Raw genomic sequence first — 26,720 nt, forward strand, 5'->3', positions numbered from 1 at the left:
TGGGTACCGCTAGGGTCTGAGCCGTGCGATCCGTCGAGTTGTTCGCTGGCGCTGGCGGGCTTGCCCTTGGTTGTGAGATCGCTGGACTGAACGCGACCACAGTGGTCGAGTGGGACCGCTGGGCGTGTGACACCATCCGCGAGAACAAAGCCACCGACTACCCGTTGGTCCGCGATTGGGAGGTCATCGAGGGCGACGTTCGGGATGTGGACTGGTCCTCCGTCGAGGGGGCGGTAGACGTTCTGGTCGGCGGACCCCCATGCCAACCGTTCAGCATCGGTGGTAAATCACGGATGGCTGACGACCCGCGCGACATGTTCCCCGCGACCGCTGAGGTGATCCGCCAGCTCCGACCCCGAGCCTTCATAGTTGAGAACGTTCGAGGACTGACCCGCGCCGCGTTCTCCAACTACTTCGAGTACATCAAGTTGCGTCTCGAACACCCCGAAATCGGCAGCCGTGACGGTGAGCTGTGGCTCGACCATTTGCACCGTCTCCAGCGTGAGCACACCGCCGCTGGCACGGGTGAGCTGACGTACAAGGTTGTGCCCACCCTCGTCAATGCCGCTGATTACGGAGTGCCTCAGCAGCGGTGGCGGGTGTTCTTCATCGGGTTCCGTAGTGACGTTCCCGCCGAGTGGTCGTTCCCCGATCCGAGCCATTCCCGCGCGGCGCTGATGCACTCCCAGTGGGTGACGGGTGACTACTGGGACCGCCACAAGGTCGCCAAGAAGAACCGCCCCGAGGCGCGTCCTTCGACGTTGCGCGCGGCTCAAGCCTCGGCGGAACTGGAACATGCGCTCCGTCCGTGGCGCACGGTGCGCGACGCATTGCTGGGGCTTCCTGAACCGACCCGCAACGGCAGCCGCAAGTACCTCAATCATGTGTTACAGCCGGGTGCACGCTCCTACCCACCTGGACACACGGGAAGCCCAATTGACCTGCCCGCCAAGGCGCTCAAAGCGGGCGATCACGGTGTACCTGGTGGGGAGAACATGCTGCTTCGCCCCGATGGGTCGGTGCGGTACTTCACCGTGCGAGAGGCTGCGCGGTTGCAGACCTTCCCCGAGCGTTATGAGTTGCACGGCGCGTGGACCGAGGCGATGCGGCAGCTCGGTAACGCGGTGCCCGTGCTGCTGGCGCAGAAGGTCGGGGCGTCCGTCGCCGAGCACCTGGCGGTCGCGTCGGTGCGGGAGACGGCGGACCAGCGCAAGACCGCCCGCAAGTCGTCGCGGCGGGCGACGGCGTGAGTGGACCATTCAATCCGCTCGACATGGAGAATCTCGCGGTCAGCACCGCCAATGCCCTACTCACCACCGATCCGACCCCACTTGGGGGCGTACCGCAGTTTTACGGCGCGGGTGTCTACGCCATTTACTATGGCGGCACCTTGCCGATGTATTCGCTGTTGACGACCGCCACTGTCTACGACACCGCCGTCCCCATCTACGTTGGGAAGGCGGTCCCGAAGGGCGGGCGCAAGGGCGTGGCGGTCGAGCACGGCACCAAGTCACGGGCACTGTCTGGTCGGCTGGGCGAGCACGCCCGAAGCGTCACCCAAGCGACGAACCTCGACATCGCGGATTTCACCTGTCGCTGGCTGGTGGTCGAGCCGATCTGGATTCCACTCGGTGAGAGCGTGGTCATTTCGCGGTTCGCACCCGTATGGAACGTCATGGTGGACGGATTCGGGAACCACGATCCTGGAGCGGGTCGCCGTGCTGGAGTGCGTTCGCGTTGGGACACCCTGCATCCTGGTCGTCCGTGGGCACCGTTATTTCCTGAGCGCCCCGAGTCTGCCGACGACATCGCCGCTGACGTTACGGAGTATCTGGTACAGCGCTACCAGGTGTGATCACCGCTTCCGAGCGGTGTCCCTCTCCTTGGCTCTCGCGTTGTGGTTACTTCGACACTCGATGCAGCGGCATCCACTGTCGTAGGCGACTTCCGAGCCGTGTTCCCCGAGCATCCGTCCCTCGGCGCGGACACGAGCGATGTACGCGCGACGGATAGCGGCGTTCGCGGCGCGACACCTATCGCAGCGGCAGCCGAGGTTGCCGTAACCGTTCGGTGTCCCATGTCGGGGGTCATCGGCTTCTAGCATCACGGTGGCGTTGCGAGCGTCTTCACGTAGGCGTCGATCACGTCCTGGCGCGTCTTCACGGACGGATGTGCTTGGAAGTGCTGCCCGACCTGTGCCTTGATCTGGGAGACGGTCAACTGGTCCTTTGCCGTGCTTGCTGCCCAACCACGTCCAGGATGCAGGGTGTCCCAAGGGGATCGACGGTTCGCTCTCGTTGTCGCGCTGTCTCCGTGCTTGCCTAACCCGTGGACGGGACCGATGCCCTCGTTCCAGACGGGACAGAAGTATCGGATGAGTTCGAGTTCAGCGGGCGCTTCCCACCCCGCCGCAATCACCAGGTAACGGCACTCGAAGTCCGCGATGTTGAGATTCACAGCGTTCGTGATGGACCGTTTGTGTTCACCCAGCCGCGCGGTGACGGCTGTTCCCTGTTCGACGGTCAGGACCGCGCCTTCCTTCGGTTGCGCCTTGCCGACGTAGAGCGGGGTTTCGGTGTTCGCGACGGGTGCGTATTCGGGGTAGTCACCCAGGTAGTAAAGGGCGTAGACGCCCGAGCCATATACAGGGTCCACAGCGTCGAGGGCTATCCGATCCTGCGCGACGAGGGCGATGGAGGCGAAGCGCCCGAACAACCGCGTGTCCGATGGGTCGAAGACGGCGGGCGGTAACGGCTTCGGGTACACGGTGGCATCCAGGGCGCGCTTGAGATTGCTCGCGGTGGTTAGCAACTGTTCCCGCTGCTCGGTGGACACCCTCCTGCCCTTGATTGTCTCGGTACCGTCGATGACATCGGTGATCTTCTGGAGAAGCTCATCCACCTGTTGCTTTAGTGTTGGCGGCACCGTCTGAGCGTATGGGGGACACCACGCCGTGCCCAGTCCATCACGACGTGTGTCTCACAAATTCGTCTGATCCCACGTCCGCGCGCCGCCCTGATCAGGAGAGCGGACCAGGGCGGCGCAGCTCACGCTAGCCCGCTGCTTTCAGCTCCGCTATTCACCCCTCTGACGCCCCGCTTTCGGAGTCCCATCGCAGCAGCGTGAACACCGCCGCCGCCAGTTCCTTACCCGCGTGCTCAGCGTCATCGTGGGTCGGACCCCGCCCGTCCCAGCGGGCGAGGGCGACAATGAGCTGATCGACAAGGGGAGCAGGAATCACGAGTCCACCTTCCATTCGTCGGTGTCACCAAGCGGTGTAACCATCTCGACGCCGTTCTCCCGCAACAGGTTCGGGGTCAACTGGGCGTTGCGGTGGTAGCCGTCCGCGCCGACCCACTCAACCTGCGGAAGCTTCACGCGGTTACCGAGCCAGTACCCAGGATCGGCGTAGCGCACAGTGACCACCTGCCGACGCGTCGTGAGGTACGCGTACCTGGAGGGATGCGTGGAGTGCACCACCGTTCCGCGCGGCAGTGCCACTTCGCCGCCTTGCGGGATGGGGTTCTCGATGAGCCTTCCGTCCGTCGTCATGCGTCCATTGTCCGTGGACGGTGTGACAAGCACATGAGCGCGCGCATGACGCCATCACCACTAAACCGAGTCGGTGAACTGGATGACCTGTGAATATCTACGTCCCCGAATAACTCATACAAAGTGAGAAATAGGGTGTACACCATCCCTGTACAAGAATGGTTGAATTTGGAATGCGATGCATGGCTTTACATGTTAGTGTATAGATATGCAAACGACCTGTATGGATGGGCGTATAAATGGCAACGGTACGCGCCTTTTGTCGCATTTGCGTGTGTCTTCGTCTGATGAACTCCGCGCCGTCGCGTCCTTACTGGACGCCTTGGAAGCCGAGCATATTGCGACCATTCACGCGAAGGGCGATAACGCATACCGTCACCATTCAATCCGCCGCGCCCGTTTGGCGGCAGCCTTGCAATCGCTAGGTGCTGGTTACAAGCGACAGGCGGAACGCACAGGCGTCACCCCGCCCGCAGTGGCGTACTGGATCAAGCACGTCAACGACGGCGAGCCACTGCGCGCACCGACTGGCTATGAGACCGAAACCGAAGGAGCCGTCTGATGACCGCCTACGCCCCAACCCTGAGGCGCATCCAAGCCCGTCGTCGTCCCATCGACCCGTGGTCACGGATGCGACGGGAGTCCGCTGAAGCCGCCGCAGCACGGTTCGCCGCCGACCTGGCGTCCGCGCGGGTGATCGCCCGAACCTCTCGCGGCGTCGCGCTCTCCGACGCCTTGCGCGCCGCCGCCATTGCCGAGGACGGGCTTGCCGCCGCCGCACACACCCTGTACCACACGGGGCTCTCGAAGCCGCAAGTTGCCGCTGAGCTGGATGTGTCCCCGTCCCGTGCGCGGAAGCTGATTGACAAGGGGAACCAGATCAATGGCTAGCTCACCTTTTCACGGAATCCGCGACGCCCTAACGCAATCCGCCGAGGGCATTCGTGGCTCAGCGGGACGCCTACCGAGTGGTACATCTGGTGAAGGCGCGGCAGCCGAAGCCATCGCGCACAGGTTGCAGCGGATCAAGCACAACTTGACCCACGCCGCCGATCACATGGAGTCGAATGCGGGACGGGCGGACACCGTTGCCCACGCTGACGATGAACTGACCCGTCATCCAAGCCCTGCTCAGGTGACCGAAGCGACGGCGAAGGCGAAGACCGTGCGGGTGATGATGAAGGCGGGCGAGGTGACCCCCGCTCAAGCTGCACCAATCATCAACGGTGCGGAGGAGATGCGCCGCGACCGCGACACCGCGTTTAACGTGCACGCGAACGCGATTGTGCCGATGGAAGACTACAACCCACCCGCTAACAGCGGTGGTGGGGATCGTTCAGGTAACTACGAGGGCGATGGCGGCGGCGGACAGAGCGGCGCTAACGGCACCGAGAACACCCCTACGACCGTTGGTGATCTTGGTGGATCGTCCGCAGGCAGCGACGGTGCTGGAGGAGGCGCTGGTGGTTCGTCCGTAGGTGACAGTGCTGTCGGCACCACGACCTCAGGTGATGGCGATGGTGCTAGCGGCAGCGCTCTTGGTGGACAGTCCCAAGGCGCACCCTCGATGCAGCCCATGCAGGGACAGGGGCAGCCGCAGGGCACATCTGTCCCTAGCACGGGCGGTGGTCCGACCGCAGGAACGGGCGCGCCGTTCACCGGTCTGAAGGCAATGCCTCCGAAGAAGCGGAAGGGCGACGGTGACAACGGACTTCCGACCGCGCTTAGCGGTGGCGGTGCCGTTGTTCCTGTCGCTGGTGACCAACTTGGACCCAAGAACGGCAGTTCAGTCCACGACGTGACCACGAAATCCAGCACGACTGGACAAAACGCGCCCGCCGTCTCCGCTACAGGAGCTAAGCCTGGTGGGGGAGCTGGTGGAGGCGCAGGCGGCATGGGTCGCGGCGGCGTGATGGGCGGCGGGATGGGGTCGGGTGCTGGCATGGGCGGTAGTGCCAAGGCAAAGAAGCCTGACGACACGATCAGTGCCTTTCAAGACCGCAATCTCACGGGTCAAGTGAACGTCGATCACGCCGTAGAAGGTGGCTCTATCGGGCGTGACACAGCCAACCCACCCGACTTCGAGGACGGTAACGTGCTGGATCGTGACTCAGTACCACGCGACATGCGCGAACGCAGCGAGCGTAAGGACATCTAACATGAAGGCGCACAATGGGTTTACCATCCTCGCCGCCGCCATTGCGGTAGCGATGGGCGTCCCTTCGTGCGCGCACACCGTGTCAGGTACGGCGGTAGCCGAACAGTCCGCCGCGTCGTTCGCTCCGAGCCCGACCACTACGGCAAACGTCCCGACCAAAGCCCCGTCCGAGATGACCACGGATGAGATGGTCCGCACGATGGTGAAGGAAGCCACGGACTACTGGGTGTCCCGAGGCGTTGATATGTCCGCACCCAAGGTCATCGAAGGGGACACCTGCCCAGGAGCCACATCCGTGAACATAGCTAGCTATTGCGAACATAGCCTTCGGTACACCCCGCCGAGGGTGCAGAAGCTACGCGACGACCTTGGACCAATTGCGGTGCTTGAGGTTGTCGCCCACGAAATCGGGCACGCGGTGTCTAACGCCGTAGGACGTACCGATGGCGACAACGACACGTGGGAAGACCGTGCCGATTGCGCGTCGGGTGCAGTGACCGCCGAGCAGAAGAACCTCACACTTGACCGTGCCGTTGCGATATTCGGGCGGACGAGGACGCCCACCCGTGACGACTCGATTGACGCCTTCACGACTGGCTTCAATACCCAGCGCAATGGCGGGGACACCCTGACCACATGCACGACTTACGAGTACAAGTAAGGAAGTCACGATCATGCCTGCATACACTGTGATCATCGACGCGGTGGAGGACGCCGCCAAGGCGGGCGCTCGCGCATTCGGTAAGGGTGCAGGTAAGTCCGAAGCGGATATAGCTGAGGAGCTAGCCACCAAGGCTGCCGCCAACGCGGGTAAGGAAGCTAAGGCGGGCGCGCAAGCCGCCGAGGAAGCCGCCGAAGTCCAAGCTGCTGACGCCGCAGCCGACGCCGCCAAAAAGCGCGGGCTTGTTGGTAAGGCTGGACAGTGGGCGAAAGAGCACCCGATCAAGGCGGGTTTGGGTGCCGCAGTCGCGGGTCTAGGTGGTAAGGCGATCTATGACCAGTTCCACCACACGCAGAAGCAGAGCGGTGGACCCCTGAACACCGACGCCGTTGTACACGGTGCCGCGAATGCCCTTGCCGCAGCAGCCGCTAACGGGTTGGCTAGCAGCAAGGATGTGGTTCAGTACGACCCCGAAGTCCTCCAGGCGTTCATCGCCGCCTTGCAGGGTTCGGCGGACGAGATGTCAAGCGCACCAAAGATGATGGACACCGCTCTCGAAGAACTGACCGCATCCATGTCCCGCGACGAGTTGGGTAGCCCGACCCGCGACAACGCCCCGTCGCCTGTGTATCGCGACGTGGTGGAGGTCTTGGATGAGTTCCGTGACGCGTTCGCCAAGCTCGTACACGACAGCCAGACGCAGCTTCGTGGGGACGCCGAACGCCTGACGCGAATCCTCGAAGCGCAGATCGAGGTCCAGAAGACCAGCGCTGACGCGATGTCCGCGACCGACACCCACTTGCTCTAGACAGGAGATCAGACATGGAGCAGTACGCCGAGGAGTATCAGCACCGCGCGCCCGAAGCGCCGCGAACGCAGTACCTCCCCATCGCCAATAACGGCGACATCGACACGCCTGATGGCGCTACTGCACCGAATGCCGTTGACGTGCTTGACAGGAAGCTCGACAAGATCAACGACACCACGATGAACTACGACCCCGAAGGGCTGTATTCGTTCTGTGATGACGGTTGCGGTGGAGGATGCGTTAAGTCGGCGCAGCACGTACCTAACCTCGCGACCGAGGGCGTACTTACCGCGATGCAGCACTTCGTGGACGCGTTAGGTATCACGACCGCAGCGTTGCAGCAGCACGGTGGCGAGCAGAACGTAGACCGCATCGCCGCCGTGTACGGAGATGAGGGCTGGTTCGACCTGGCAGGTATCGCCAACCGCACCAACGAGGTTGCTAAGTCGTACACCGACACGATGACCTCCGCCCACAGCTCCGCACAGAGCGCGCTAGAGGCAGTACGACTCACCGTGAAGAACGAACGGAGCAAGCTAGCCGAGAAAGCCGACGTGGTTCATTGGAACGCCAAAGAGATCGCAGGCGAAATCGGGTTCAATGGCAGTCCCGCCGCGCTGATGAAGGTCGCCCCGCGCCTGGTCGGAGGACCGTGGATGCTGGCGGGCGGAGCAGCAGCAAGCCTGGCTGTGGACTGGTGGAAGCGCCGCAAGGCGCAGGGACTCGGACCTGAGGTAATCGAGCAGGGACAGAAAGCGGCGCAGAACGCCATCGGCGAACACGCCAAGGCGATTGAGGCGTTCCGCGAGGAGATCAAGAAGCTTGCCGTTGTCCCGAATACCGAAATCGCCAGTCTCCCAACACCTAAGGCAGATGAAGCGAAGACCGTTAGCAAGACCGACCCCGCCAAGCCCGAGGACACCCCAGCTCCCGCGATGACCGACCCGTTGCCAGGGACACCGCCAGCCGATGACAAGCCGCAGATGACTGACCAGGCGGGACTTGATTCGCTGTTCCCGAAGATGAACGACGGCGCGGGTGGTGGTTCACCGATGGGCGGCGGGATGCCCGATATGGGTGGCGGTTCACCGATGGGTGGAATGCCGCAGATGGGCGGGCAGCCAACAGACCCATTCGCGGACAAGCCGCTTGACGACGCCGAGGACGAGGAAGACCCGTTCGAGGACGAAGACGGCGACCAGGACGAAGCCAAGGACGGGGACGAGGACGCCGAGACCAATCCCGATGACGACACCGAAACCAAGCCCGACAACGCCACTGACCAACCCGTCACCGAGCCAGGCGACGCCACTGACCCGCCAGTACAGTCCACCACGGAGCCTGTCGCTGCGACGGCAGACCCTGAGTCCGAAGAAGCACGCACCGCGACGCTTCCTGACGGACGCAGCGTTACCTTCCCGACCGCTCACCAGGCGGAGGTCGCTCGAAGCATGACTGAAGCCGCAGCCAGCGGTAACCCGAAGTCGCTGTACATGGCAGCGTCCGAGGCGGGCTACGACTTGCCGCCGCAGGGTCAGGACATTGGGGAAAAGGTTCCACCGGCTTTGATGAAGGAGGGTGACATCCTCAGCACCACTGGCGGACAGGGAATGTACGTCGGTAACGGGGACGTGCTCATGGAGAACGGCGAAATCTCCAAGCTGTCCGATGTCGCCAACTTCGACGGCGAATCGCAAGGCGTGTTCCGCATGGCTGAGCCAGACGATCACACTGGACCGGGACTGGAGGGACCAGCCCAAGCGGTGAGCGCCGATGTCACACCGTCTGACACGGGAACCGTTTCAGGGGATGCGACAACGACTACGAGTGGCACCCCTGGCGTCCCGACTGACACCGCCGCTCCTGTACAGGACACAGGCACCTCGCTCGGTTCAGGCAATGGACTGTCATCCAGTGGCGGTGCGATGGACCCGAACAGCGCGTTCCCGAGTTAGAGATGAGGAGATAACGACATGTCAGGTGGACCAGGCACGTTGGGCGAACTCGCCAGCGGCATCAAGCCGCTAGCAGCGGACCCAAAGGCGGGCAAGGCGTTAGCGACGGCGGCAATCGTCAAATGCGACCCCGACGAGTTGCGGGTGTTGGCGCAGCAGCTACACGACGAAGCTGTTTCGGTGGCGACTGACCGCCAGCCCGTCACCAACGAGCAGCTCGCAGCCTCCAGCGGGATCGCCGCGTTCGTGGGTGAGTGGGAGCCACACAAGGAGAAGTACGCCGACGCAAAAGCGAAGTGGAACGCCGCAAGTGCTAAGTACCACAACCACATTGACGAAGCGGTCAAGGAGTTGACGACCACGGCTAACGCGCTCCAGTGGATCGCGGACAACATGGAGGAGGCGCAGGAGATCGCCGCCACGAACACGAAAGCCGTGGACACCGACCTCGGTGTGGACACCGACCTTGGCGCGGACGGCGGTAAGGGCGCAGCAGCACAAGCAGCCCCGACACCAACGCCGCCGCCCACCGCTAGCGGCGAAACGACCCAGTACGCGTGAGGACTTGACCAGTGTCTACGCCCACCCTTGACCGATACCTGACTACGGACATGACAGCTATGTCCGTTGGCGCGGTCGGTTCAGCTATCGCCCAACGCAAGATGACCGACACCCGAGCCCAGGCGGAGTACCGCAATGCTGCCATGTCAGGGATTAGGCGAAGCGGGGACGTGGACGAGCACGAGATCATGGAGCGATTGGACGCCCTCGTGCTACGTACAGCGAACAGCCAACGGAACAGCCCCGCGCCCGAAGTGGTTCCGCCAGCGACACAAGGCAAGAACGTGATCTTGGTTGGCGCAGAAGGCAGAGGTAGGGCATGGACGGCGGGCGCGGGTTTGGTGGAACTGACCAAGCACACCCGATCCGCCGTCGATGAAGGTCAGGACGGGTTCACGGGGTTCGCAGGCGAACATCTCATAGGCACGCTTGATCGCATCGCGGCGGGTATCATTAGGTAGGTAGACGAACTGCGCGCGTGTTAGAACCACAAACGCCAACAGCAACAACCGAATAGCAACAACGGAACGCCCCCGACCCGATGTGTCGAGGGCGTTCTTCTTTGTACAGGGACGGTGGACACCTCCGCACTACATCGCTTCGCTCTGTCGGTACCGCCGCGTACCGTCGCCGCCATGACCGCCACTCGAATCCATGTCCTCCCGATCTACGCCGATTCCGTCGTCGCACCTCGTGCATCGAACATCGAGCCCGACTTCCGTATGTACCAGCGCATCGTGGGCGGTTATATCGAGGCGGTGTACGGCGAAACCGCAGATGGGCAGCGAGTCGTGTTCTATGTCAACGAAGACGGCAGAGCACTAGGTCTCCCATAAACGCGGTGGCAACGCAGTTGTGGCATCGGCTGAACCCCACCGCCGCGCAGTTCCTTGTCGGGAACGTGATCGTGGTCGGGGTGGACGGCTGCGACGATGCCGACCTACCTCCCGCCGTGGCAGGCATCGCGCACGCTGTGCACCACGAAATCGAGGTTGCGGGATTCGTGGCGCGATTTCGGGCTGGGGGAGAGCGGTCTCACTTCTAAAGAACCGCGACCGCTAATTCAACCACCGAGCGGGACGATGAACGCGCAGGTCACCTAGTCTCATTTCCTGGTATCACGAAATCGGTCGCATATCCCTGTCATACCCGCGTGTGAGACTCAGCCCATGAGCACTAGCACCGAGACCCGAACCGCCACCGCCGCATACGTTCGGGTGAGCACTGGTCACCAGACCTTAGATCAGCAGCATGATGCCTTGACGGCGGCGGGTATTGATCCCACGCGCACGTTCACCGACACCGCCAGTGGCAAGGCGGGCACCGACCGTCCTGGTCTAGCCGAAGCCCTGGACTGGTTGCGAGAAGGGGATCGCCTTGTCGTCGTCGCCTTGGATCGACTAGGGCGTTCGGTTGCCGAAGTGACCGCAACCGTCGCCGAACTCACCAAACGCGGCATCACGGTGGTTGCCCTTCGCGAGGCGGTGGATACCTCAACCGCGACGGGGCGTGCAATCGCCGCGATCATGGCAAGCCTGGCGGAGCTGGAACTCGAACTCGGCAAGGAACGCCGTCTAGCGTCCCGCGAGGCGCGGGTGTCGCGTGGGCTACCCGCTACCAAGCCGCCGAAGCTCGACACAGCGCAGCAGGAACGCCTTGTTCGTCTGTACCACCAAGGTGAGCCCGTCGCCGAACTGACGGCGATGTTCGGGGTGTCGCGGGCGACCGTGTTTCGGTACGTGAAGCAGGTGTCCTGACGAACCGCGTCGCCGCACAGGCACCGTTAGACATGAACTCCGCAGGTCAACGCGGTTTGGTCTAGCGCCCAGTGTCGCGTCCGTGTACGGATACCGCCGACCGAGCCCGCACGGTGATCAGGTTGTGATCGGGATCACGGACGCAGAACTGCGCCGCACCCGCGCCCGCCTCACGGACCTGGAAGCCTGCCGCAATCAACCGAACCCGAACAGCCGCCAGGTCATCGACGTAGAGACCCAAACCGACCCGTGAAGCAGGTTCACCCCGCCACAGGTAGAGCGTCCAGCGGTCGAAGTGCACACGAGGGATGTCGTCTTCGTAGTCAGCCCATCCACCGAGGAGTTCGTAGAACGCAGCCGTAGCCAGCGGATCGGGGACGGTGAGCGCCAGATCAGTGAGCATGATCGGGATGGTACTGCGCGGTACCGACACTCCCATGCGCCAGCCGCCAGGCATTCTGAGACATGAACGCAGCAGGTTAACGTGGTAAAATTGGGTTATGTGTCGAGCGCTATCAGACCCGCGAGGCGGCTATCGCTGTCCGAGCAGTGGTGGCGTTCGTCCATGCCCGCAGACCCGCAAGGAACGCCGAGCCCTTGCCGTTGAGGTTGAACGCCGCCGTGACGCCAACCGCCGCGCCGCCCTCGCCTACAAAGCCCGTGCCAAAGAGCAGGTAGCCGAAGCCGAGAGTTGGCTAGCCACCAAGAGACCAACCGCCGACAAGATCACCGCCTACCTGAACGAGCTGCCCGAACGCGGGCACAGCGCCGAGCGAAAGGTGCTGGAAGCCGCCCTTGCTGCCTCCCAAGGACAGGGACAATCGCAGGTAGACGCCTCGTCAGCCCGACCAGAACGGAAGAAGTCCAAGGCGCTGCTTGCCGCCGAGGAGCGGCTTGAGTTAGCCCGCCAGGCAGGTGCCAGCCCCGAGACGTTGGCACTCATGGAATCGAAGGTTGCCAAGCTCACCCCGAAAGCGAAGACGAAGCCAGCCAAACCCGAACCGCAGCCCGTAGCAGTCAACCCGTACACGTCCCAGGTCGAGGCGTTGATCAAGTCCGCCACAGCCCGTGGTGAAGACCCCGCCGTGACGCTTGCGTTGATCGAAGACGCCCTCAAGATGGTGCCTGACGGCAACCCCGAATATCGCGAAGCGCTCACACGAACCGCCGCTGAACTGCGTAGTTCATGTCTAAGCGTTCCGCTTCGACCTACCTCCGACGAGTCGGAGGGCATGTCCAGCGTTCCCACCGTGGATGAGGTAGCCGCCCGTCGAGCAGCGAAAGCCGAAGCCGCCGCCGAACAGAAGCGCCAGGACGAGATGACCCGACAGGAAGCAGCCCGCGCCGATGACCGAGCCGCCGATGATCGTAAACGTCAGGACGCCGAAGCGCGCGCCGCCCAGGACGGAACCACCGCCGTCAAAACCACCAGCGGGGTATGGCTGACAGAGAAGGAGATGACCCGAGCCAACTCCTACCAAGATGCCGTTCGTGACGGTGCCGATCCCGAGGACGCCGCCTTGTTCGCCGACGCCGAAGCAGATCGCCAGCACCAGCCGAAACCACACCCGCAGCCGCAGCCCACCGTGGATTGGCGACAAGCCGAACGGGAAGCCGCCGAACGTGCCGAGGTGTACGCCGAAGCCCAGCGCATCGGTGCCGATCCCGACCTTCTTGCCGCCGAACGGGGCGTTCACGTGCCGCCAGAGCCGAATCTCACGCTAACCCCGACCGCTGAGTCAGAGAACGGTTCAGAAAGCCCTTTTGCCAAGCACCTACAGGTACCACGAGTCCGCAGGGGCGGGGCTTACGACCAGACCGCCCCAGTACCGCCGTCAGGTCACCGAATCCCTACGTCGTCGGGTTTGTCGTTCGCGGGGCGGGTTGACCACAAGTTGAATCCGTTCGGCGACATGCCAACTCAGCCGAAGGACATGGATACGAGCACGTCACAACCACAGCCGCAGCAGCCGTTGGTGTTCGACGCCGAGGCGTTCAAGGTAGGGCTAGCCAACAGCGAAGCCCGCAAGAACGCCGAACGCCAGGCGCTCAACGCCGAACGCGCCGCCGCCGTGAAGGCACTCAAAGACCAAGGCGTCCCGGAACTCGCGTGGTTCGAGCCCGAGCACGTCGTGCGCGTCGCCAAGGGCGAAGGTACCCGCTGGATCAAGGACGGTCAGGGCAGTTGGGTGATCGCCGCACCCGCCGCCGACGTTCAGCCCGACAACACCGTGATCGTCCACCGCAAGGACGGTAGCGCCAGCGTTGAGCGGGTAGCCGAAGTGCTGGCTCATGGGACGGTTGACGGCACTTGCGTGGCGATCTTGCGTCCAGCGCCGAGCGCATAGGGGACGTAGATCATCCCCGATCAGAAATACCTCGCGCGTACGAGAACGGTATCGTCACATCAATCAGAGTTGTCGTCCTAGTGGGGGATGTCGTGCCCGAACCGTTGAAGGTTGACCTGACCGACCTGCGGATGTCAGCGAACCACGTAGACATGCACCACGGAGACCTGCACCAGGCGCACACCGCCGCGCACGGCACCATCGAGGACAGTTCAGTGGAATGGGTCGGGGCATCGGCGCTGGCGCTGCAAGCCGCGCTCGCCGAATGGCAGGCTCACTCCGTACACATGACCAATGAGACCGCGCACCACCGTGACGCCTTCCACCAGATCGCGGATGTGTACCAGACCGTCGATGAGGATGGGGCAATCGAGGTGCTGCGGACTCGCAAGCAGTCTTCTGCCCTTGACCTCTGATGCCGCTGACGCTAGCGGATGTGCGGAAGTGGAATCCCGAAGCGATCCGCGATGTCGCCAAGGCGCTGACGAAGAAGGGTGCGTCAGCCCAAGAAGTCGCTGATGGACTCAAAAAACTTCCCATCATCGCGTCCTGGGAGGGGCAGGCGGGGACGGCGGCGAAGGAGTCGCTGGGCAGGCTGGGGTTGTTCCTAACCAGTCACGCCGAGCAGATGGAGACCCTGAACAAGGCGCTGCTCAAGGCTGCTGACGACGTGGAGAACGTCAGAGGCGACCTCAGCGCCATGCAGACCAACGCCGACAACTGGTACTTCAACGTCAACTACGAAACTGGCGCGGTGAGCGCCACCGACTCCACCGATGAGTCCACCGCCGACGCTCATCAAACCGAGCTGGAGGGCGATGTCGCCAAGGTGCTGGCAACAGCGAATGGCGTCGATCAGGAGCTTGCCACCGCACTCTCGAACGCGACTGGTGCCCCACCCACCAACGAGCACACACCTGGGAGCTTGCCCGACATCCTCGACAGGATCACGCCGCACCCGCTTCCGCCCGAAATGCACCCCACACCATCGGAGATGAATTTCACCGAGGCGGAGAATTTTATCTACAACGAGATGATGAAGAACCAGAATTCCCCGTGGTTCACCGCCATTAAGGAAGCGATGAATAACGGTCCGCTTCATCCGCTGGATAAGGTGGACGCGCTGCACGCTTTCTTCAACCTCACGCGGTCAAATGGACCGTGGGACCACAAGCCGCAGATTCAGAACCTCGTGGGGATACACGGAGGTGACGGTCTTTTCTTTCAACAGCCAGGAAGCGACCGTCAAGTATTCTATGACATGTACTCGAACATCCACTACGGGTTCATTGGACGGGCAGCGGGGATACCCCCGTCTCTTCTGGAAACAGCACCAAACATCCAAACCCCGTTCACTGGTGTCAACGACGCTGCTGACGACATCTACGTAAAGGCGGGCATTTCTATGTTTGATAGATATGGACCTAATATGACGGCAGCACAGTTCCACACGGGGCTGGTTGATGTCATCAACCAGCTTGACGTGGCTCAACAGGCTGGCGGGGCAATCGGTCAGCTACGACATGGGTACAAATGATGCGAGTACGGTTTATAGGGTTCTTCCTTGTTGCTTTCCTGACAGTGGCATCCCTTCTTGCCTGGTGGGCGATCCTCGGCATGATGTGGAAGGACTGCGAAACCCTTCCTGATAATGTCGCCAACGGCGCGACGATTATCGTCAGCGCACCAGTGGTACTTGTTGGTGTGGCGGCGGCAACTTCTGCGACTTACGCGTTACTAGTTCGATTGCCGAAAAGCTGGTCAATGTACGTTGCTATCGGCGCAAGCGTGATAATTGCGGCGTTGGCGGTGATCGTGGCGGTTTCTTGGGTGTACCAACCCGTTGCGCACTCCGAGAATCCCTCGTGCCACAAGGGTGCCCCATCATGGTGGTGGTTCCCTACGTGATCGTCTGCAAGCTAACGCCAACCCGCCTCAATCATCAACTGCGCGAACTCCACCTCAGGCACCGTGTAGCCATTGCTGTCCGTCATCGCCGCCAGCGCCGCGTCAACCCAATCATCACCAGCAGCGGCGGGAATGCTAACGGCGATCCGTCGCCCCCGCCGCGTTGGTAGTGGTCGAATCAGCGGAGGTAACGGCGGCAGATGTACAGGGTCGATGTACGGATCAGCCGTCCACAACCAGGAGTCGTACCAAGGGAAGGTGTCCGCGTCATCGCCGTCGGCAGCCATCAGGGCATCGAACTCGGCTAGGTTTCGGGCACGGCGTTCGTCGTCGGTTTCGATTACGGGCTCAGGCTCCGCCTCAAGCTCACCGATCCGCTCAAGCAGCTCGTCCAGGTCACCGCTCATCACCTAAGTACCTCCAAGCGCGCTATTCCGTGCGGGCACTTGATGACAGCCCAATCATGTTGTGCTAGCTGACGATTCACTTCCAGCGTGATACGGACGTGGGTGTCGGTGGGCAGGATAATGCCCAGGTCACGCAGGATTTCGCCCATGCCGCAGTTGAGCACGGGGACACCCCAGGCGTTCAGGTAGTCGCTCTGTACGGTCACAGGGGAGCCGCCGCGCGGGTGCCAGGTGACACGAGCGTTCAAGAACTCAGGGTTGCGGTCGGGATCGGTGGTCACCAGTTCTCCCAGCCTGTCGTGTCGATGGGCGGGGCGCAAAGCCCGCGTTCCACCGCGAGATCGAACATCGCCTTGAAGACATCCAGCACAGCCGCGTCGCTGTTGGGGTCAAGGTGTGCCATCCGCGCTGACTCCGCCCTGTCCGCCCACATGCCAGCCCAAGCAGCGCCGTCCCAGCCTGCAAGCAGAGCGTGGTCGGAGTCGTCGGTGTACAGAGCCAGGAAGTCAGGAGCAGCGGTCATACCTCAATTATCCCAGGCAGGTGCGACATCACGAAGGAATCAGCATGGCGGTGGAGGGGACGTGCATTGCCCGCTATAAGCGTCGAGCAGCGCACGACTCGACGCTTATTCGACGCTATTGCCCCGTCGAGCTAGCGATAACGCGGCGGCACGTTAACACTTATGCCAGGTCAACGGCTTCCATTGCTACTCTAAGCGATTCGCGCTACCAGGCGTTTCTCCATGTCCGCTACCAGAAGGTTGGGGGTTCGAATCCCTTCGGGCGCACTTTTTTCGCAGGTCAGAGACTTTTAGTCCTCGTCAGAATCTCCCAAAGCCGGTCCAACTGTCCAGAAAGTGTCCGGAAATGAAATCAGGCCGGGCAGCGCCGCGGTCGAGTCCGGGGCCTGAATAGCCCGGTCGATGTAGTGCCGGCCAGACAACGGGATCATCATCGGTCTCGCTGAGCCGTTTGGGGGGTGTGTTGACGAGGATTGGCAAGCGTTTCGGTGTACACGCCGACGCCAGGCAGCAGGGGTGCTCACCAGTCCCAGACCAGGTCGCCATTCAGGTCTGCCTTGCACGTGGCGATCCCATCGGTCTGCACGACACGGGCGCGCGCCCCGGGCTCGCTGCACGCCGAACCGCGCTCGACGGCCGGCCGACTCTGGTGGGTCTTGTCTCTCCACGAACCCGTCTCCATGCTGCAATACAACGCGCCATCTGGTGATACATCGCCGGACTCAGCCGGCGTGCATGGCTTACCTTCGTACAGGAGGGGAGCCGCGGTGGTCGTCGTCACCGCGGTGCGGGTCGAAGTGACCGCGGGCGTTGCCGACTTGTCCTCCCCGACGTAACCGCTTCCGTCCCAATGCAAGTCCTTTTCGGTCCATGTCCCATTGGCACACGAGGGTGTGCAGTCGTTCCAGTGTTCGCGAAGCACGTATCGTCCGTCGACACCGGGACCGATCAGCTCGGTGTTGAGCATGTCCTCACCGATGGTCCTGAACCCCTGCGCGGTCGGGACCAACACCAGAACCATTGCGGGGTCGTGGGCTCCGCCGCCCCGGTAGCGAATGAAGAGATTGCCGGTGAGATCGGTCGCTGGATCGGCAAAGTCGAATCCGTGGCCGAACTCGACGGGAATCGGCATGAGAACTGAGCCTGCAGCGGTCACAGCAGAGATGCAGGCGCCGTCACCGACCGCGGCACCGTACGAAGGTGTCTGGGGGATGAGAAAAACCCGCATGCGGCCCAGATAGGGATGGTCGAGGTCGCGGTGAGCGGAGGCGGTGCCAGGGCAGCCTGAGTTTGGTGATGGGTTGTCCGGCAGCGACGCGGCCTGCGCCGATGACGGCGGCATGCTCACCGGAGGGGTCAAGGTTGCTGTTGCCGAAGTCTCCGCCGCCCTGGCCGCCGGCGCCGCGGCTTCATCGCTCCCACCACGGGTGGCGTAGAGGCCGACCGCCGCAGCGACCGCGACCGTCGCCACCACCGCCCCAGCGATCGGAGCCGTCCGGGACTTCGACTGCGGTGTAGGAGAGTCCTTCGTCGCGACCTTCCGAACCTGTGTCGACGCGTTCGACGGCTGCGCGGCAGCTGCCATGGTCGGAGCGAACGCCGCGACCTCGCCGCCAGCTGCCTCCTGTAGCGCAGTGACGAACTCCGCAGGGGACTGATACCGGCCGTCGGGGCTCTTCGCCAGCACCCGTTCGAAGACCGCGTCTAGCCCCTCCGGCAGACGCGGATTGACCGCGGTGATGTGCGGCACCGGCTTGGTCAGGTGGGCGGACATCGTCGAGGCGATCGATGTTCCCGTGAAAGGTGGTTGCCCGGTGAGCAGGTGAAACGCGGTGCAGCCCAGGGAGTAGAGGTCAGACCGGTTGTCGACCTCCTCGCCCTCGATCGCTTCGGGGCTGATGTACTGCATCGTTCCGATGGTCATCCCGGTGGATGTCAGCGAGGTGGACTCGCCGGCGGCCTTCGCGATGCCGAAGTCCGCGAGCTTCACCGATTCGATCTGCGCCGCCCCATCGGTCTCGTCGATCCCGACCAAGATGTTCGCGGGCTTCACATCGCGGTGCGTGATGCGTTGCTTCCGCCAGGCATAGTCCAACGCCGCGGCCGCGGCGTCGACCAACTGGATCGCAAGGTCGAGGTCGAGGGGCCCGTCTGCCTTGACTAGTTCCGAGGCGTCCGTACCGTCGATGTACTCCATCGTGATCCACAGCCGGCCCTCAAACTCGCCGCGGTCGTGCAGCGTGACGATGTTCGGGTGGTTCAGCTGGGCGAGCAGGTCCGCCTCGCGTTGGAACCGCACCTTGAAGTCATCGTTGCGGGAGACCCCGGCGTCGAGCAGCTTCAACGCATCCTGCCTCGGTAAACGCGGGTGCTGCACCAGGAACACCTGCCCCATACCGCCCGCACCGAGCTGACGGATGACGCGATACCCCGCGATCTCGGTGATTTCCACGCTGAGAGTGTGGCAGGCCAGTCGCTGCGTGGGACAGAGCAATGATCAATGCCTGTGGATGAGCCTCGGCGGGGCAGCGTAGGAAAGGACGCCCCCACTGACATCGCCCTCGCCGGCGGCCCGGCCATGGAGTTGTACCCCGCGAGCTCTGGCTGACGGGTCTGCTGCACGGCAGGGTGACAGGTTGACCTGTCCGTGCAGCAGAACCCGGTGGTGTGCAGGTGAGAGTGTGCGCCTGTATTGGTGCCGGTCTTGTCGATGTCGGACCGTTGGGGTGCAATGAGCCATGACCAAGTCGGATCAGGAGTTGGCTGATGAGCGGCTGATCGCCGCGTTGAAGGACCACGGCGTGTTCCAGGAGCAGGATGCCGAGGGGCGGATTTTCTACGGCGATGGTGAGACGTGGCGGATGGAGGTCGCGGTCGATCTCACGGAGGACCCTGATGAGTCGATCGATCACGACGGAGCCTGTGTGCTCGGGCAGTACGCTCTGGAGCAGCTGGAGGCAGGCGACATCGAGATGCTGTGGGCGCCGCCCGACGAGTACGACAAACGGGTATGGGGTCCTGACTGCTGAGCTTGGTCAACGAGTCCAGCGTTAGCCGCCGACCGGGACGTACCCGGTTCCGGGCCCGCCGTCGGCGTCGATGGCGTTGAGGATCACGCTCATCAGCACGATCTTCGGGCGGTACCCGAGCGGGAATATGGGGGGCTGGCCCAGCACGAAGTCCGGGCAGGGTCTGCCGAACGGATTGTGCGGCTCAAGCCCGCCCTGGACCATCCCGATCAGCCGGTCGTCGACGGTGACCGGCGCCCCGGTGTCGTCGGGGGTGCCGCACTCGATCGCGGTGACGATCCAATCATCGGGCATCAGTCCGCGCCCCCCGATCAGGAAGCAGGTGCGCCCGGTCGCACCGCTCTGCATGCAGGCCGGCGCGCGCAGCGGCGGTGGCGGTCCGATCCCGCTGATCGCGAGTCCGTCGAAGTCACCGATCGGGGTGATCTTGCCGGGGTCGAAGGTGATCACCGCGTAGTCCAGGGTGTCGTTGACCCGTGCCACCCGGCCTACCGTTTCAGTCAGTCCTGGGACGGTCACCACCGAGTCGAGTCCGCCGCAGTGCGCCGAGGTGATCCCCACCAGCGTGCCGGTGCTGTCGTGTCCGATCGTGGTCAACGTGCAGGCGACATCGCCGACGTGGATGGCCGCACCACCACCCAGCAGAACCGCCGCTGCAGCACTCGGGGCAGACACCGTGGCAATCAGGACTGCCGCCACGAACCCAACGCCGTACGCTCGCCGGCCCGGAAACATGCTCAACATTTTCCGCTTGACGGCCCGACCGGTCGAACATCCGCGATTCAGACTGTCGTTCTCCCAGGAAACTCTGATTGAAGCCCGAGGAATGTCCCAGAGTGAGATCTGGTTGTGGGAACGATCACATTCTCCGCATGTTTTCGCAGGTGGGATGGCCTGCGACGGTGTTCTACGACGCTCGCCGGTCAGCGGCGCGATACCCGGCGACGCCGGTACCGTGGCACGCAGCTACCTAAGTGCCCCCTGAACGGAGTCCCGATGATCGCCCCCGCCCGTACCGCCACCCGTCTCCGCCTGCGTCGCTGGAGCGTCGGCGCCGCCCTGGGCGCCGCGGCCGGCTTCGCCGCCGTCGCGGCGGCGGCCACCGCCCACGCCGACGCGCCCCCCGGCTCCGATCGACCCCACGACGCCGCTCGGCATCGCCTATGACGACCTGACCAGCGCTAGTGCCGCGACAAGCACGGCGTTCTTCCTCGGTGACCCGCAATCCTTCCAGTTCAGCGAGGCCGCCAACACGCTGACGACGGTGCAGAACGACGGGCTGACCTGGATCGACCAGACCGAAGAGGTGCAGGCTGCGCTCGCCAAGCACGGCGGCAGTGTCGCCGAGATCGGCGCCGTGTTCTTCAACGGCCTCAACGAGCAGACCGAGGCCGCTGCCGCCGCGGCGCTCAACGCCGACCAGGCGTTCGTGACCGAGCCGTCGCTGTTCACCGAGATCGGCCTGATCGGGCCGGAGTACGACCTGGTGGGGCTGGAGTACGAGACGTCGATCTATGACCAGGTGGCCAACAGCGTCGCCGACCTCGGCTTCAGCGACCTCGCCGGTCACCTGCCGCTCTGATGGCCTAGGACTCCGCGTCGGCGGTGAACCACGCCGCCTTGGCGCGCCAGGACCGCGCCGACCCGTAGGCGAAGATCCCGATCGACAGGCAGGCGCAGCCCCAGATGGCGCAACCGAAGTTGGCGCCGAAGACCAGCGAGGCGATCACCACCAGGCAGGCGGCGGTCGCGAACGCCATCGACACCAGATACAGGTGAACGGTCGTCTTCGCCCGCGGGTCGCTGCGCAACGCCAACAGAACCCGGGTGACGTAGCCGCTGAGGTAGATCACCACGGCAGCGCCCACCAGTTGGTAGGCGATCAGGGCGGATCCGGAGGTCTCGTCGTCGAACATGTCCGGCTGGAAGTCCTGATCGGCGAACACGAACAGCGGGATCATGGCTGCGATGCTCAGCGCCACCGGGCCCCGGATGTGCCGCCGCATGATCGCCGCCACCTGGTCAGGGTCGGCGAGGCGCACCAGCAGGTGATAGACGTTCGCGGCGATCGCGATGATCAGGCAGAAGTGCCCGGCCATCTGCTGGACGTTCCACACCCCCAGCGCCCGGTGCAGGAACGGCGCGAGTTCGACGCCGGCCCACGGCGACATCAGCACGATCGAGCATCCCTCCAGCGCGACGGCCAGGGTGGCGCGCGCCTCCCAGCGGGACCACCAGGTGTCGCGACGCACCCACAGGCTGTAGACGACGATCGCCAGTGTGGCGTTGATCAGCACCGGTGTCATGCCGCCTCATGACTGGGTCGGCGGTCGACTGGACTGCAGGTCCAGGTCCGTACCGGAGGTGAACCAGGCGGCCTTGGCCTGCCAGGAGCGTGCCGAACCGTAGGCGTAGACCGCGACGGCCAGGCTGGCGGAGAGCCAGATCGGCAGCGTCATGTCGGCACCGGTCCAGGTGCCGACCAGCAGCGCGATGCAGGACGCCACCCCGCACGCCGCCGACGCCACGTAGAGGCGGACGGTCGTCTTCGCCCGCGCGTCCGAGCGCAGGATCAGCGTCACCCGGCCGGCGTAGCCGAACAGGAACATCAGCAGCACGCACGCCACCAGCCGGTATAACGCCAGCCAGGTGGTGGTCACCGGCGCGGAGTTCAGGTCGCTGTGATGCTGTTCGTCGGCGACGATGAACAGCGCCGTCAGGGCAGCGATGCCACCCCACACCGGGATGCGCAGGTGCTTGCGCATCAGGGCGCGAACCTGGTCCGGGTCGGCCACCCGGACCATTGCGTGATAGCTGTTCGCGGTGAGCGCCAGTACCAGGCTGATGACCCCGAGCAGATGCTGCACGTTCCACAGCCAGACGGCGCGGTGGAGCAGCGGACTGAGTTCGGCGGCCAGCACCGGCGACGTCAGCAGCAGCGCAACGCCCTCCAGCGCAATGGTCATGGTGGCGCCGACCTCCCAGCGGGTCCACCAGGTGTCACGGCGAATCCAGAGGCTGTAAGCCACTGTCAGGAGTGCTGCGCCGATGAATGTCGACGTCATCGGCCGACGCGGCCGCTCAGACCGGCGGTTTGTTCAGGTCGGGTTTCAGGTCACCGAGCCGCGGCGTTCGCGCGGCGGAGTCCAGGTATTCCTCGACGGCGGTGTGCTCGATCAGCCCGAACCGGACCAGCAGATCCACCGGGCTCAGCCCGAAGTACCTGGCGACCTTGATCAGGTTGTCGGCGCTGACCAGACGGCCCTCATGCGCGGCCTTGTAGTAGGCCGACTTGCGGTAGCCGAATGCCTCGTAGACTTCGGTCGCACCGAGCGGCCGGCCCACCAGGTACGGCAGAACTACGGTTGGATCCTTGTGACGATCGTCCACGCCGACAAACGTTAGCTTGTCTTCCATCCTCGGCGCAATATCCACACGCCGCTCACCTCGGTGTTCGCAGCAGCTCCAACATGGCGCGGCTGGCGACTTCGGTCCCGAATCCGATGGCGGCCGGGTCGACGACGTACTCCGGTGAGTGCGGGGCGTAGGGGAACAGCTTGCCCTTCGCGGCGGCGTCGGCGTAGACCTTCGGATCGGCCACGCCGACCATCAGATAGGCCAGTGGCACGTCGGCGTGCGGGCCTTTGAGCAGGTGGCAGTCCTCCGAACCGGTCACCGCGGGCAACTGCGTGACGACGTTCTGCGCGCCGACCGCCCCGCCCAGCGCGGAGGCCAGCCGGCCGGTCAGCCCGGTGTCGTTGGTCAGCGGCGTGGACCCGCCGTGCATGGTGATCTCCGGCCGCAGGTCGTCGGGCATCCCGTTGCTGTGCGCGATACCGTCGCAGACCGCGCGGATGCCGTCGAGCAACTGCTGGCGGACGTAGGGGTTGAACCAGCGCAGGTTGACCTTCAGGCATGCCCGGTCGGGGATGACGTTGTAGGCGGAGCCGGCCTGCAGCGAGCCGACCGTCAGCACCGCCGTCTCGTGCGGGGCGACGGTCCGGCTGACGATGCTCTGGAACTGCACGACGGCCTGGGCGGCCATCAGCACCGGATCCTTGGCCAGCTGCGGCATCGACCCGTGCCCGCCGACGCCGTGGAAGACGATGTCGAGTTGGTCGGTGCCGGCCATCCGCTCACCGCCGACCGCGACCACCATCCCCACCGGCACCGGCGCGGTGTGCAGGGCGACGAACGCGTCGGGCTTGGGGATGACGTCGTAGAGCCCGTCGTCGATCATCGCCTGGGCGCCGGCGATCAGCTCCTCGGCGGGCTGGCCGATCAGCACCGCGGTGCCCGTCCAGGTGTCGGTGGTCTGAGCCAGCACCCGGGCCATCCCGAGCATCCAGGTGACGTGCGCGTCGTGCCCGCACAGGTGCCCGACGGGTGTCTCCCCGGCGCCGTCGGCGTCACCGTGCCGCACGTGCGCCGTGCTCGCGTAGTCCAGGCCGGTGTCCTCCCGCACGGGCAGCGCATCCATGTCGGCGCGGTACATCACCACCGGCCCGGGACCGTTGTCCAGGGTGGCCACCACCCCGGTCCGGCCGATCCCGGTGGTGACGGTGAAACCGAGATCGGCCAGCGCCTGCGCCACGATCCGTGAGGTGCGGACCTCGGTGAAGCCCAACTCCGGGTTGCGGTGCAGATCCTTGAACACCTCGATCAGCCGGTGCGTGTCACCGTCGATCAGCGCGGTGATCTGTTCGGTCGCTGCACTCACCCGACATCTCCTTTCAACCGGTTCGTCGACCGGTTCGGACTGAACCACGCGGCTTTGGCCTGCCAGGACCGGGCGGACCCGATCGCGAACACCGAGACGCTCAGCGCCACACCCGACCAGACCGCGATGTCGGCCCGGAAGTCGAACCAGACCGCGACCATCTGAATTGCGAAGGCCGCCACCGCGAAGACGGTCGACGCCTGGTAGAGCCGGTAGGTCTCACGGGCGCGCGGATCCGCCTTCAACGGCAGCAGTACCCGCGTCGCATAGCCGCTCAGGAAGATCAGCAGGCTGCCCGTCACCACCCAGAAGGCGTCGAACCAGCCTGAGGTGTCGGCGGCTCCGAACCCGTGCGCCAGCGCTTCCTCGTCGGCGATAACGAACGTCGTCACCATCAGCACCAGCCCGAGCAGGACCGGCACTCGCAGGTGTCTGCGCAGTACGGCGCGCGCCTGTGCGGGGTCCACCATCCGCACCAGCACGTGGTAGGTGTTCGCGATGATCGCCGGGATCACGCAGAGCCACCCGAGCAGGTGCCCGACGTTCCACAGCCCGACGGCCCGGTGCAGCGGTGGCCCGAAGGTGCTCGTCCCCCACGGCGAGAGCAGCAGCAATGCGACGCCCTCCAGGGCGAGCCCGACGGTGATGCCGACTTCCCAGCGCGTCCACCAGGTATCGCGCCGCACCCAGAGGCTGTACGCCACCGCGGCCAGCGTGGCGACGACCAGAACCGACACCATGGTCACCGCAGGATAGTGGTGCGGGGATGCTCAGAGGGCCGGTTTGTCCGGGTCGGCGCGGAGTTCGCGCAGCCGTGGTGTCGGCGCGGCGGACTCGACGAATTCGGTGACCGCGTCGATCTGGATCAGCCCGAAGCGGACCAGCAGGTCGACGGCGTTCAACTCGAAGTACTTGGCGACCTTGATCAGGTTGTCGGCGCTGACGAGGCGGCCCTCGTGGGCGGCCTTGTAGTACGCGGATTTCCGGTAACCGAAGGCCGCGTAGACCTCGGTTGCGCCGAGCGGTCGACCGACCAGGTATGGCAGAACAACGGCGGGATCCTTATCGCGATCTTCCATGATCCCCAACCATCTTCCCGTCGTGTAGACCGATCTTGTTCGTGGGGGGCATAGTACAGATTCAAAACGAACGGACAACCAACAAAGCCGTTACGGCCGTTACGGCGAGTCCGCGGCCATCAGCGTCAGCGCGCGTTCGAACAACCAGACGGCGGCGGCGTGTAACTGATCGCCGACCTCCTTGGACGCTTTGCCGGCCGACGCCCGCGCCAGGGTGCCCTCGATCACGATTCCCAGCTTGAAGCAGGCCAGCACCGTGTACCAGCCGATGTTGCTGAGGTCGCGGGTGGTGTTGGCCGCGTAGCGCTCGATGAGGTCGGCGGTGGAGGCCAGACCGTCCAGCCCGGTCAGGGTGTGGCTGAACACGCTGGTGCCGTCGTCCTGCCGCCAGGTCGCCAGCAGCCAGCCCAGGTCCAGCAGCGGATCCCCGATCGTCGACATCTCCCAGTCCACGATCGCCACCACCTGCGGCCCGGTGCGGGAGAACATCACGTTGGCCGCGTGGTAGTCGCCGTGCATGATCCCCGGCTGCCAGTTCGCCGGGATCGTGCGCTGCAGCCAGCCGGCGACGTCGTCGACACCGGGCAGGTCGGGTCCGGGGTAGTTCTCGAACTGCCGGTAGGAGTCCAGCTCCGAAAGCCAGCGCGGCACCTGCCGTTCCAGGAAACCGGCGGGTTTGCCGTAGTCGGCCAGTCCGACCGCAACGTGGTCGACGGCGCCGAGACGCGCCAGCGCGTCGGCCATCGACAGCCCCATCCGGTAGCGGACCTCGGGGTGGGTGGCGTGCAGCGTCGGCAGCCCCTCGCCGGTGTTGAAGCCGTCGACCGGTGCCATCAGGTAGAAGACCGCTCCGTCGAAGACCGCCGGGTCGTCGCAGACCGCGATCAGCTCCGGATGCGGCACGTCGGTGCCGGCCAGCGCTGCGAGTACCCGCGTCTCGCGCAGCATCACCTTGTTGCTGCCCGGCCGCAGGTGCGCGGGGCCGCGGCGCAACACGTAGTCCCGGCCGGACCGGGTGAACCGCAGCATGACGTTCTGGGTGCCGCCGCCGAGTTCGGCGACGTTCTCCAGCGGGCCGTCACCGATGCCCCGGCCGGCCATCCACCGCGCCACCGCGTCGAGGTTCATCCGAGCGAACCTACCGGGCTCGGTTCCTGCCGGGGTTGCATCCGTGACGGCGGCGCGGCGCCAACGGTGGGTGAGTTGTGCCCGCCTTCGCGCGACGTTGAGACTGGTATTGCTCCGTTCGGTGGT

General features: G+C 64.3%; 32 protein-coding genes. 17 read left to right on the forward strand and 15 right to left on the reverse strand.

Annotated features, from left to right (window positions below):
* Positions 1 to 23: 23 nt before the first annotated feature.
* Both KIH27_RS16025 and KIH27_RS16030 read left to right on the forward strand, forming a co-directional pair.
* Positions 24 to 1,250, forward strand: coding sequence for a DNA cytosine methyltransferase (locus KIH27_RS16025; RefSeq protein ID WP_214093958.1), 1,227 nt, complete (start codon positions 24 to 26; stop codon positions 1,248 to 1,250).
* On the forward strand, positions 1,247 to 1,855 hold the full coding sequence (locus tag KIH27_RS16030) for an Eco29kI family restriction endonuclease (protein ID WP_214093959.1): 609 nt from the start codon (positions 1,247 to 1,249) through the stop codon (positions 1,853 to 1,855). Before KIH27_RS16025 ends, KIH27_RS16030 begins: the two co-directional genes overlap by 4 nt.
* A 248-nt stretch (positions 1,856 to 2,103) precedes the next feature.
* Here the strand turns inward: KIH27_RS16030 and KIH27_RS16035 are convergent, their stop codons facing one another.
* Positions 2,104 to 2,901: an Eco29kI family restriction endonuclease gene (locus KIH27_RS16035; protein WP_214093960.1), complete on the reverse strand. Its 798-nt coding sequence runs from the start codon at positions 2,899 to 2,901 to the stop codon at positions 2,104 to 2,106.
* Between the two features lie 336 nt (positions 2,902 to 3,237).
* Positions 3,238 to 3,552 carry a hypothetical protein gene (locus tag KIH27_RS16040; protein WP_214093961.1) on the reverse strand — a complete coding sequence of 105 codons (315 nt, stop codon included), beginning with the start codon at positions 3,550 to 3,552 and terminating at the stop codon, positions 3,238 to 3,240.
* A 208-nt stretch (positions 3,553 to 3,760) separates the two neighbouring features.
* On the opposite strand from KIH27_RS16040, the gene KIH27_RS16045 reads away from it, so the two are divergent.
* From KIH27_RS16045 to KIH27_RS16085, 9 genes are all read left to right on the forward strand, one after another.
* Complete coding sequence (locus tag KIH27_RS16045) at positions 3,761 to 4,114, forward strand: hypothetical protein (protein ID WP_214093962.1); 354 nt, start codon at positions 3,761 to 3,763, stop codon at positions 4,112 to 4,114.
* A complete protein-coding gene (locus tag KIH27_RS16050; protein ID WP_214093963.1) occupies positions 4,114 to 4,443 on the forward strand; it encodes a hypothetical protein in 330 nt (109 codons plus the stop codon). The genes KIH27_RS16045 and KIH27_RS16050 overlap by 1 nt, the downstream gene beginning before the upstream one ends.
* Positions 4,444 to 4,588: 145 nt before the next feature.
* Positions 4,589 to 5,710: a hypothetical protein gene (locus tag KIH27_RS16055; protein WP_214093964.1), complete on the forward strand. Its 1,122-nt coding sequence runs from the start codon at positions 4,589 to 4,591 to the stop codon at positions 5,708 to 5,710.
* Between the two features lies 1 nt (position 5,711).
* Positions 5,712 to 6,371, forward strand: a complete 660-nt coding sequence (locus KIH27_RS16060) for a hypothetical protein (protein WP_214093965.1) — start codon at positions 5,712 to 5,714, stop codon at positions 6,369 to 6,371.
* Between the two features lie 13 nt (positions 6,372 to 6,384).
* Positions 6,385 to 7,179 (forward strand): hypothetical protein, encoded by a 795-nt coding sequence (locus tag KIH27_RS16065; RefSeq protein WP_214093966.1) that lies wholly within the window; start codon positions 6,385 to 6,387, stop codon positions 7,177 to 7,179.
* 14 nt (positions 7,180 to 7,193) lie between these two features.
* Entirely contained in the window at positions 7,194 to 9,134 is a 1,941-nt protein-coding gene (locus KIH27_RS16070) for a hypothetical protein (RefSeq protein ID WP_214093967.1), read from the forward strand.
* A gap of 39 nt (positions 9,135 to 9,173) precedes the next feature.
* Positions 9,174 to 9,695: a hypothetical protein gene (locus KIH27_RS16075; RefSeq protein WP_214093968.1), complete on the forward strand. Its 522-nt coding sequence runs from the start codon at positions 9,174 to 9,176 to the stop codon at positions 9,693 to 9,695.
* 635 nt (positions 9,696 to 10,330) lie between these two features.
* Positions 10,331 to 10,531: a DUF3846 domain-containing protein gene (locus KIH27_RS16080; RefSeq protein WP_214093969.1), complete on the forward strand. Its 201-nt coding sequence runs from the start codon at positions 10,331 to 10,333 to the stop codon at positions 10,529 to 10,531.
* 333 nt (positions 10,532 to 10,864) lie between these two features.
* On the forward strand, positions 10,865 to 11,452 hold the full coding sequence (locus KIH27_RS16085) for a recombinase family protein (protein WP_214093970.1): 588 nt from the start codon (positions 10,865 to 10,867) through the stop codon (positions 11,450 to 11,452).
* A 61-nt stretch (positions 11,453 to 11,513) separates the two neighbouring features.
* Here KIH27_RS16085 and KIH27_RS16090 read toward each other — a convergent pair whose 3' ends face one another.
* Positions 11,514 to 11,855 carry a VOC family protein gene (locus KIH27_RS16090; RefSeq protein ID WP_214093971.1) on the reverse strand — a complete coding sequence of 114 codons (342 nt, stop codon included), beginning with the start codon at positions 11,853 to 11,855 and terminating at the stop codon, positions 11,514 to 11,516.
* A 97-nt stretch (positions 11,856 to 11,952) separates the two neighbouring features.
* On the opposite strand from KIH27_RS16090, the gene KIH27_RS16095 reads away from it, so the two are divergent.
* The 4 genes from KIH27_RS16095 (at position 11,953) to KIH27_RS16110 (ending at position 15,708) form a co-directional block, all read left to right on the forward strand.
* Positions 11,953 to 13,800, forward strand: a complete 1,848-nt coding sequence (locus tag KIH27_RS16095) for a hypothetical protein (RefSeq protein WP_214093972.1) — start codon at positions 11,953 to 11,955, stop codon at positions 13,798 to 13,800.
* A gap of 92 nt (positions 13,801 to 13,892) precedes the next feature.
* Complete coding sequence (locus KIH27_RS16100; protein WP_214093973.1) at positions 13,893 to 14,216, forward strand: WXG100 family type VII secretion target; 324 nt, start codon at positions 13,893 to 13,895, stop codon at positions 14,214 to 14,216.
* Positions 14,216 to 15,337, forward strand: coding sequence for a polymorphic toxin type 44 domain-containing protein (locus KIH27_RS16105; RefSeq protein WP_214093974.1), 1,122 nt, complete (start codon positions 14,216 to 14,218; stop codon positions 15,335 to 15,337). Before KIH27_RS16100 ends, KIH27_RS16105 begins: the two co-directional genes overlap by 1 nt.
* Entirely contained in the window at positions 15,334 to 15,708 is a 375-nt protein-coding gene (locus KIH27_RS16110) for a hypothetical protein (protein ID WP_214093975.1), read from the forward strand. Before KIH27_RS16105 ends, KIH27_RS16110 begins: the two co-directional genes overlap by 4 nt.
* 11 nt (positions 15,709 to 15,719) lie before the next feature.
* Here KIH27_RS16110 and KIH27_RS16115 read toward each other — a convergent pair whose 3' ends face one another.
* From KIH27_RS16115 to KIH27_RS22645, 4 genes are all read right to left on the reverse strand, one after another.
* Positions 15,720 to 16,115, reverse strand: coding sequence for a hypothetical protein (locus KIH27_RS16115; RefSeq protein ID WP_214093976.1), 396 nt, complete (start codon positions 16,113 to 16,115; stop codon positions 15,720 to 15,722).
* A complete protein-coding gene (locus KIH27_RS16120; protein ID WP_214093977.1) occupies positions 16,115 to 16,396 on the reverse strand; it encodes a hypothetical protein in 282 nt (93 codons plus the stop codon). Before KIH27_RS16120 ends, KIH27_RS16115 begins: the two co-directional genes overlap by 1 nt.
* Positions 16,393 to 16,638 (reverse strand): hypothetical protein, encoded by a 246-nt coding sequence (locus KIH27_RS16125; RefSeq protein ID WP_214093978.1) that lies wholly within the window; start codon positions 16,636 to 16,638, stop codon positions 16,393 to 16,395. Before KIH27_RS16125 ends, KIH27_RS16120 begins: the two co-directional genes overlap by 4 nt.
* Positions 16,639 to 17,158: 520 nt before the next feature.
* Positions 17,159 to 19,090, reverse strand: a complete 1,932-nt coding sequence (locus KIH27_RS22645) for a protein kinase domain-containing protein (protein ID WP_307856903.1) — start codon at positions 19,088 to 19,090, stop codon at positions 17,159 to 17,161.
* Positions 19,091 to 19,376: 286 nt separating this feature from the next.
* Between KIH27_RS22645 and KIH27_RS16135 the strand changes: the two genes are divergently transcribed.
* Positions 19,377 to 19,667 (forward strand): hypothetical protein, encoded by a 291-nt coding sequence (locus KIH27_RS16135; protein WP_214093979.1) that lies wholly within the window; start codon positions 19,377 to 19,379, stop codon positions 19,665 to 19,667.
* A gap of 21 nt (positions 19,668 to 19,688) precedes the next feature.
* Here KIH27_RS16135 and KIH27_RS16140 read toward each other — a convergent pair whose 3' ends face one another.
* Complete coding sequence (locus KIH27_RS16140; protein ID WP_214093980.1) at positions 19,689 to 20,342, reverse strand: chymotrypsin family serine protease; 654 nt, start codon at positions 20,340 to 20,342, stop codon at positions 19,689 to 19,691.
* A gap of 589 nt (positions 20,343 to 20,931) precedes the next feature.
* On the opposite strand from KIH27_RS16140, the gene KIH27_RS16145 reads away from it, so the two are divergent.
* A complete protein-coding gene (locus KIH27_RS16145) occupies positions 20,932 to 21,249 on the forward strand; it encodes a hypothetical protein (protein WP_214093981.1) in 318 nt (105 codons plus the stop codon).
* A 4-nt stretch (positions 21,250 to 21,253) separates the two neighbouring features.
* On the opposite strand, the gene KIH27_RS16150 is transcribed toward KIH27_RS16145, so the two are convergent.
* The 7 genes from KIH27_RS16150 to KIH27_RS16180 all read right to left on the reverse strand — a co-directional run bounded on the left by KIH27_RS16150 (position 21,254) and on the right by KIH27_RS16180 (position 26,594).
* Positions 21,254 to 21,973 carry a hypothetical protein gene (locus KIH27_RS16150; protein ID WP_214093982.1) on the reverse strand — a complete coding sequence of 240 codons (720 nt, stop codon included), beginning with the start codon at positions 21,971 to 21,973 and terminating at the stop codon, positions 21,254 to 21,256.
* 6 nt (positions 21,974 to 21,979) lie between these two features.
* Complete coding sequence (locus KIH27_RS16155; RefSeq protein WP_307856904.1) at positions 21,980 to 22,696, reverse strand: hypothetical protein; 717 nt, start codon at positions 22,694 to 22,696, stop codon at positions 21,980 to 21,982.
* 52 nt (positions 22,697 to 22,748) lie between these two features.
* Positions 22,749 to 23,057, reverse strand: coding sequence for a hypothetical protein (locus KIH27_RS16160; protein ID WP_214093984.1), 309 nt, complete (start codon positions 23,055 to 23,057; stop codon positions 22,749 to 22,751).
* Positions 23,058 to 23,109: 52 nt separating this feature from the next.
* Entirely contained in the window at positions 23,110 to 24,387 is a 1,278-nt protein-coding gene (locus KIH27_RS16165; protein ID WP_214093985.1) for an amidohydrolase, read from the reverse strand.
* Positions 24,384 to 25,127: a hypothetical protein gene (locus KIH27_RS16170; protein WP_214093986.1), complete on the reverse strand. Its 744-nt coding sequence runs from the start codon at positions 25,125 to 25,127 to the stop codon at positions 24,384 to 24,386. Before KIH27_RS16170 ends, KIH27_RS16165 begins: the two co-directional genes overlap by 4 nt.
* A 30-nt stretch (positions 25,128 to 25,157) precedes the next feature.
* On the reverse strand, positions 25,158 to 25,466 hold the full coding sequence (locus KIH27_RS16175) for a hypothetical protein (protein WP_214093987.1): 309 nt from the start codon (positions 25,464 to 25,466) through the stop codon (positions 25,158 to 25,160).
* 99 nt (positions 25,467 to 25,565) lie between these two features.
* Complete coding sequence (locus KIH27_RS16180) at positions 25,566 to 26,594, reverse strand: phosphotransferase family protein (protein ID WP_250150236.1); 1,029 nt, start codon at positions 26,592 to 26,594, stop codon at positions 25,566 to 25,568.
* Positions 26,595 to 26,720 lie beyond the last annotated feature (126 nt).

It is taken from the genome of Mycolicibacter acidiphilus (genome assembly GCF_018455725.1).
In the GTDB taxonomy this organism is placed as follows: domain Bacteria; phylum Actinomycetota; class Actinomycetes; order Mycobacteriales; family Mycobacteriaceae; genus Mycobacterium; species Mycobacterium acidiphilum.

Coding starts and splice junctions, on each gene's coding strand:
- KIH27_RS16115 (WP_214093976.1), bottom strand. CDS start 16,115: ATGAGCGGTGACCTGGACGAGCTGCTTGAGCGGATCGGTGAGCTTGAG.
- KIH27_RS16135 (WP_214093979.1), top strand. CDS start 19,377: ATGACCAAGTCGGATCAGGAGTTGGCTGATGAGCGGCTGATCGCCGCG.
- KIH27_RS16040 (WP_214093961.1), bottom strand. CDS start 3,552: ATGACGACGGACGGAAGGCTCATCGAGAACCCCATCCCGCAAGGCGGC.
- KIH27_RS16105 (WP_214093974.1), top strand. CDS start 14,216: ATGCCGCTGACGCTAGCGGATGTGCGGAAGTGGAATCCCGAAGCGATC.
- KIH27_RS16065 (WP_214093966.1), top strand. CDS start 6,385: ATGCCTGCATACACTGTGATCATCGACGCGGTGGAGGACGCCGCCAAG.
- KIH27_RS16110 (WP_214093975.1), top strand. CDS start 15,334: ATGATGCGAGTACGGTTTATAGGGTTCTTCCTTGTTGCTTTCCTGACA.
- KIH27_RS16080 (WP_214093969.1), top strand. CDS start 10,331: ATGACCGCCACTCGAATCCATGTCCTCCCGATCTACGCCGATTCCGTC.
- KIH27_RS16050 (WP_214093963.1), top strand. CDS start 4,114: ATGACCGCCTACGCCCCAACCCTGAGGCGCATCCAAGCCCGTCGTCGT.
- KIH27_RS16070 (WP_214093967.1), top strand. CDS start 7,194: ATGGAGCAGTACGCCGAGGAGTATCAGCACCGCGCGCCCGAAGCGCCG.
- KIH27_RS16095 (WP_214093972.1), top strand. CDS start 11,953: ATGTGTCGAGCGCTATCAGACCCGCGAGGCGGCTATCGCTGTCCGAGC.
- KIH27_RS16175 (WP_214093987.1), bottom strand. CDS start 25,466: ATGGAAGATCGCGATAAGGATCCCGCCGTTGTTCTGCCATACCTGGTC.
- KIH27_RS16150 (WP_214093982.1), bottom strand. CDS start 21,973: ATGACACCGGTGCTGATCAACGCCACACTGGCGATCGTCGTCTACAGC.
- KIH27_RS16060 (WP_214093965.1), top strand. CDS start 5,712: ATGAAGGCGCACAATGGGTTTACCATCCTCGCCGCCGCCATTGCGGTA.
- KIH27_RS16085 (WP_214093970.1), top strand. CDS start 10,865: ATGAGCACTAGCACCGAGACCCGAACCGCCACCGCCGCATACGTTCGG.
- KIH27_RS16045 (WP_214093962.1), top strand. CDS start 3,761: ATGCAAACGACCTGTATGGATGGGCGTATAAATGGCAACGGTACGCGC.
- KIH27_RS16170 (WP_214093986.1), bottom strand. CDS start 25,127: ATGGTGTCGGTTCTGGTCGTCGCCACGCTGGCCGCGGTGGCGTACAGC.
- KIH27_RS16090 (WP_214093971.1), bottom strand. CDS start 11,855: ATGCTCACTGATCTGGCGCTCACCGTCCCCGATCCGCTGGCTACGGCT.
- KIH27_RS16125 (WP_214093978.1), bottom strand. CDS start 16,638: ATGACCGCTGCTCCTGACTTCCTGGCTCTGTACACCGACGACTCCGAC.
- KIH27_RS16180 (WP_250150236.1), bottom strand. CDS start 26,594: ATGAACCTCGACGCGGTGGCGCGGTGGATGGCCGGCCGGGGCATCGGT.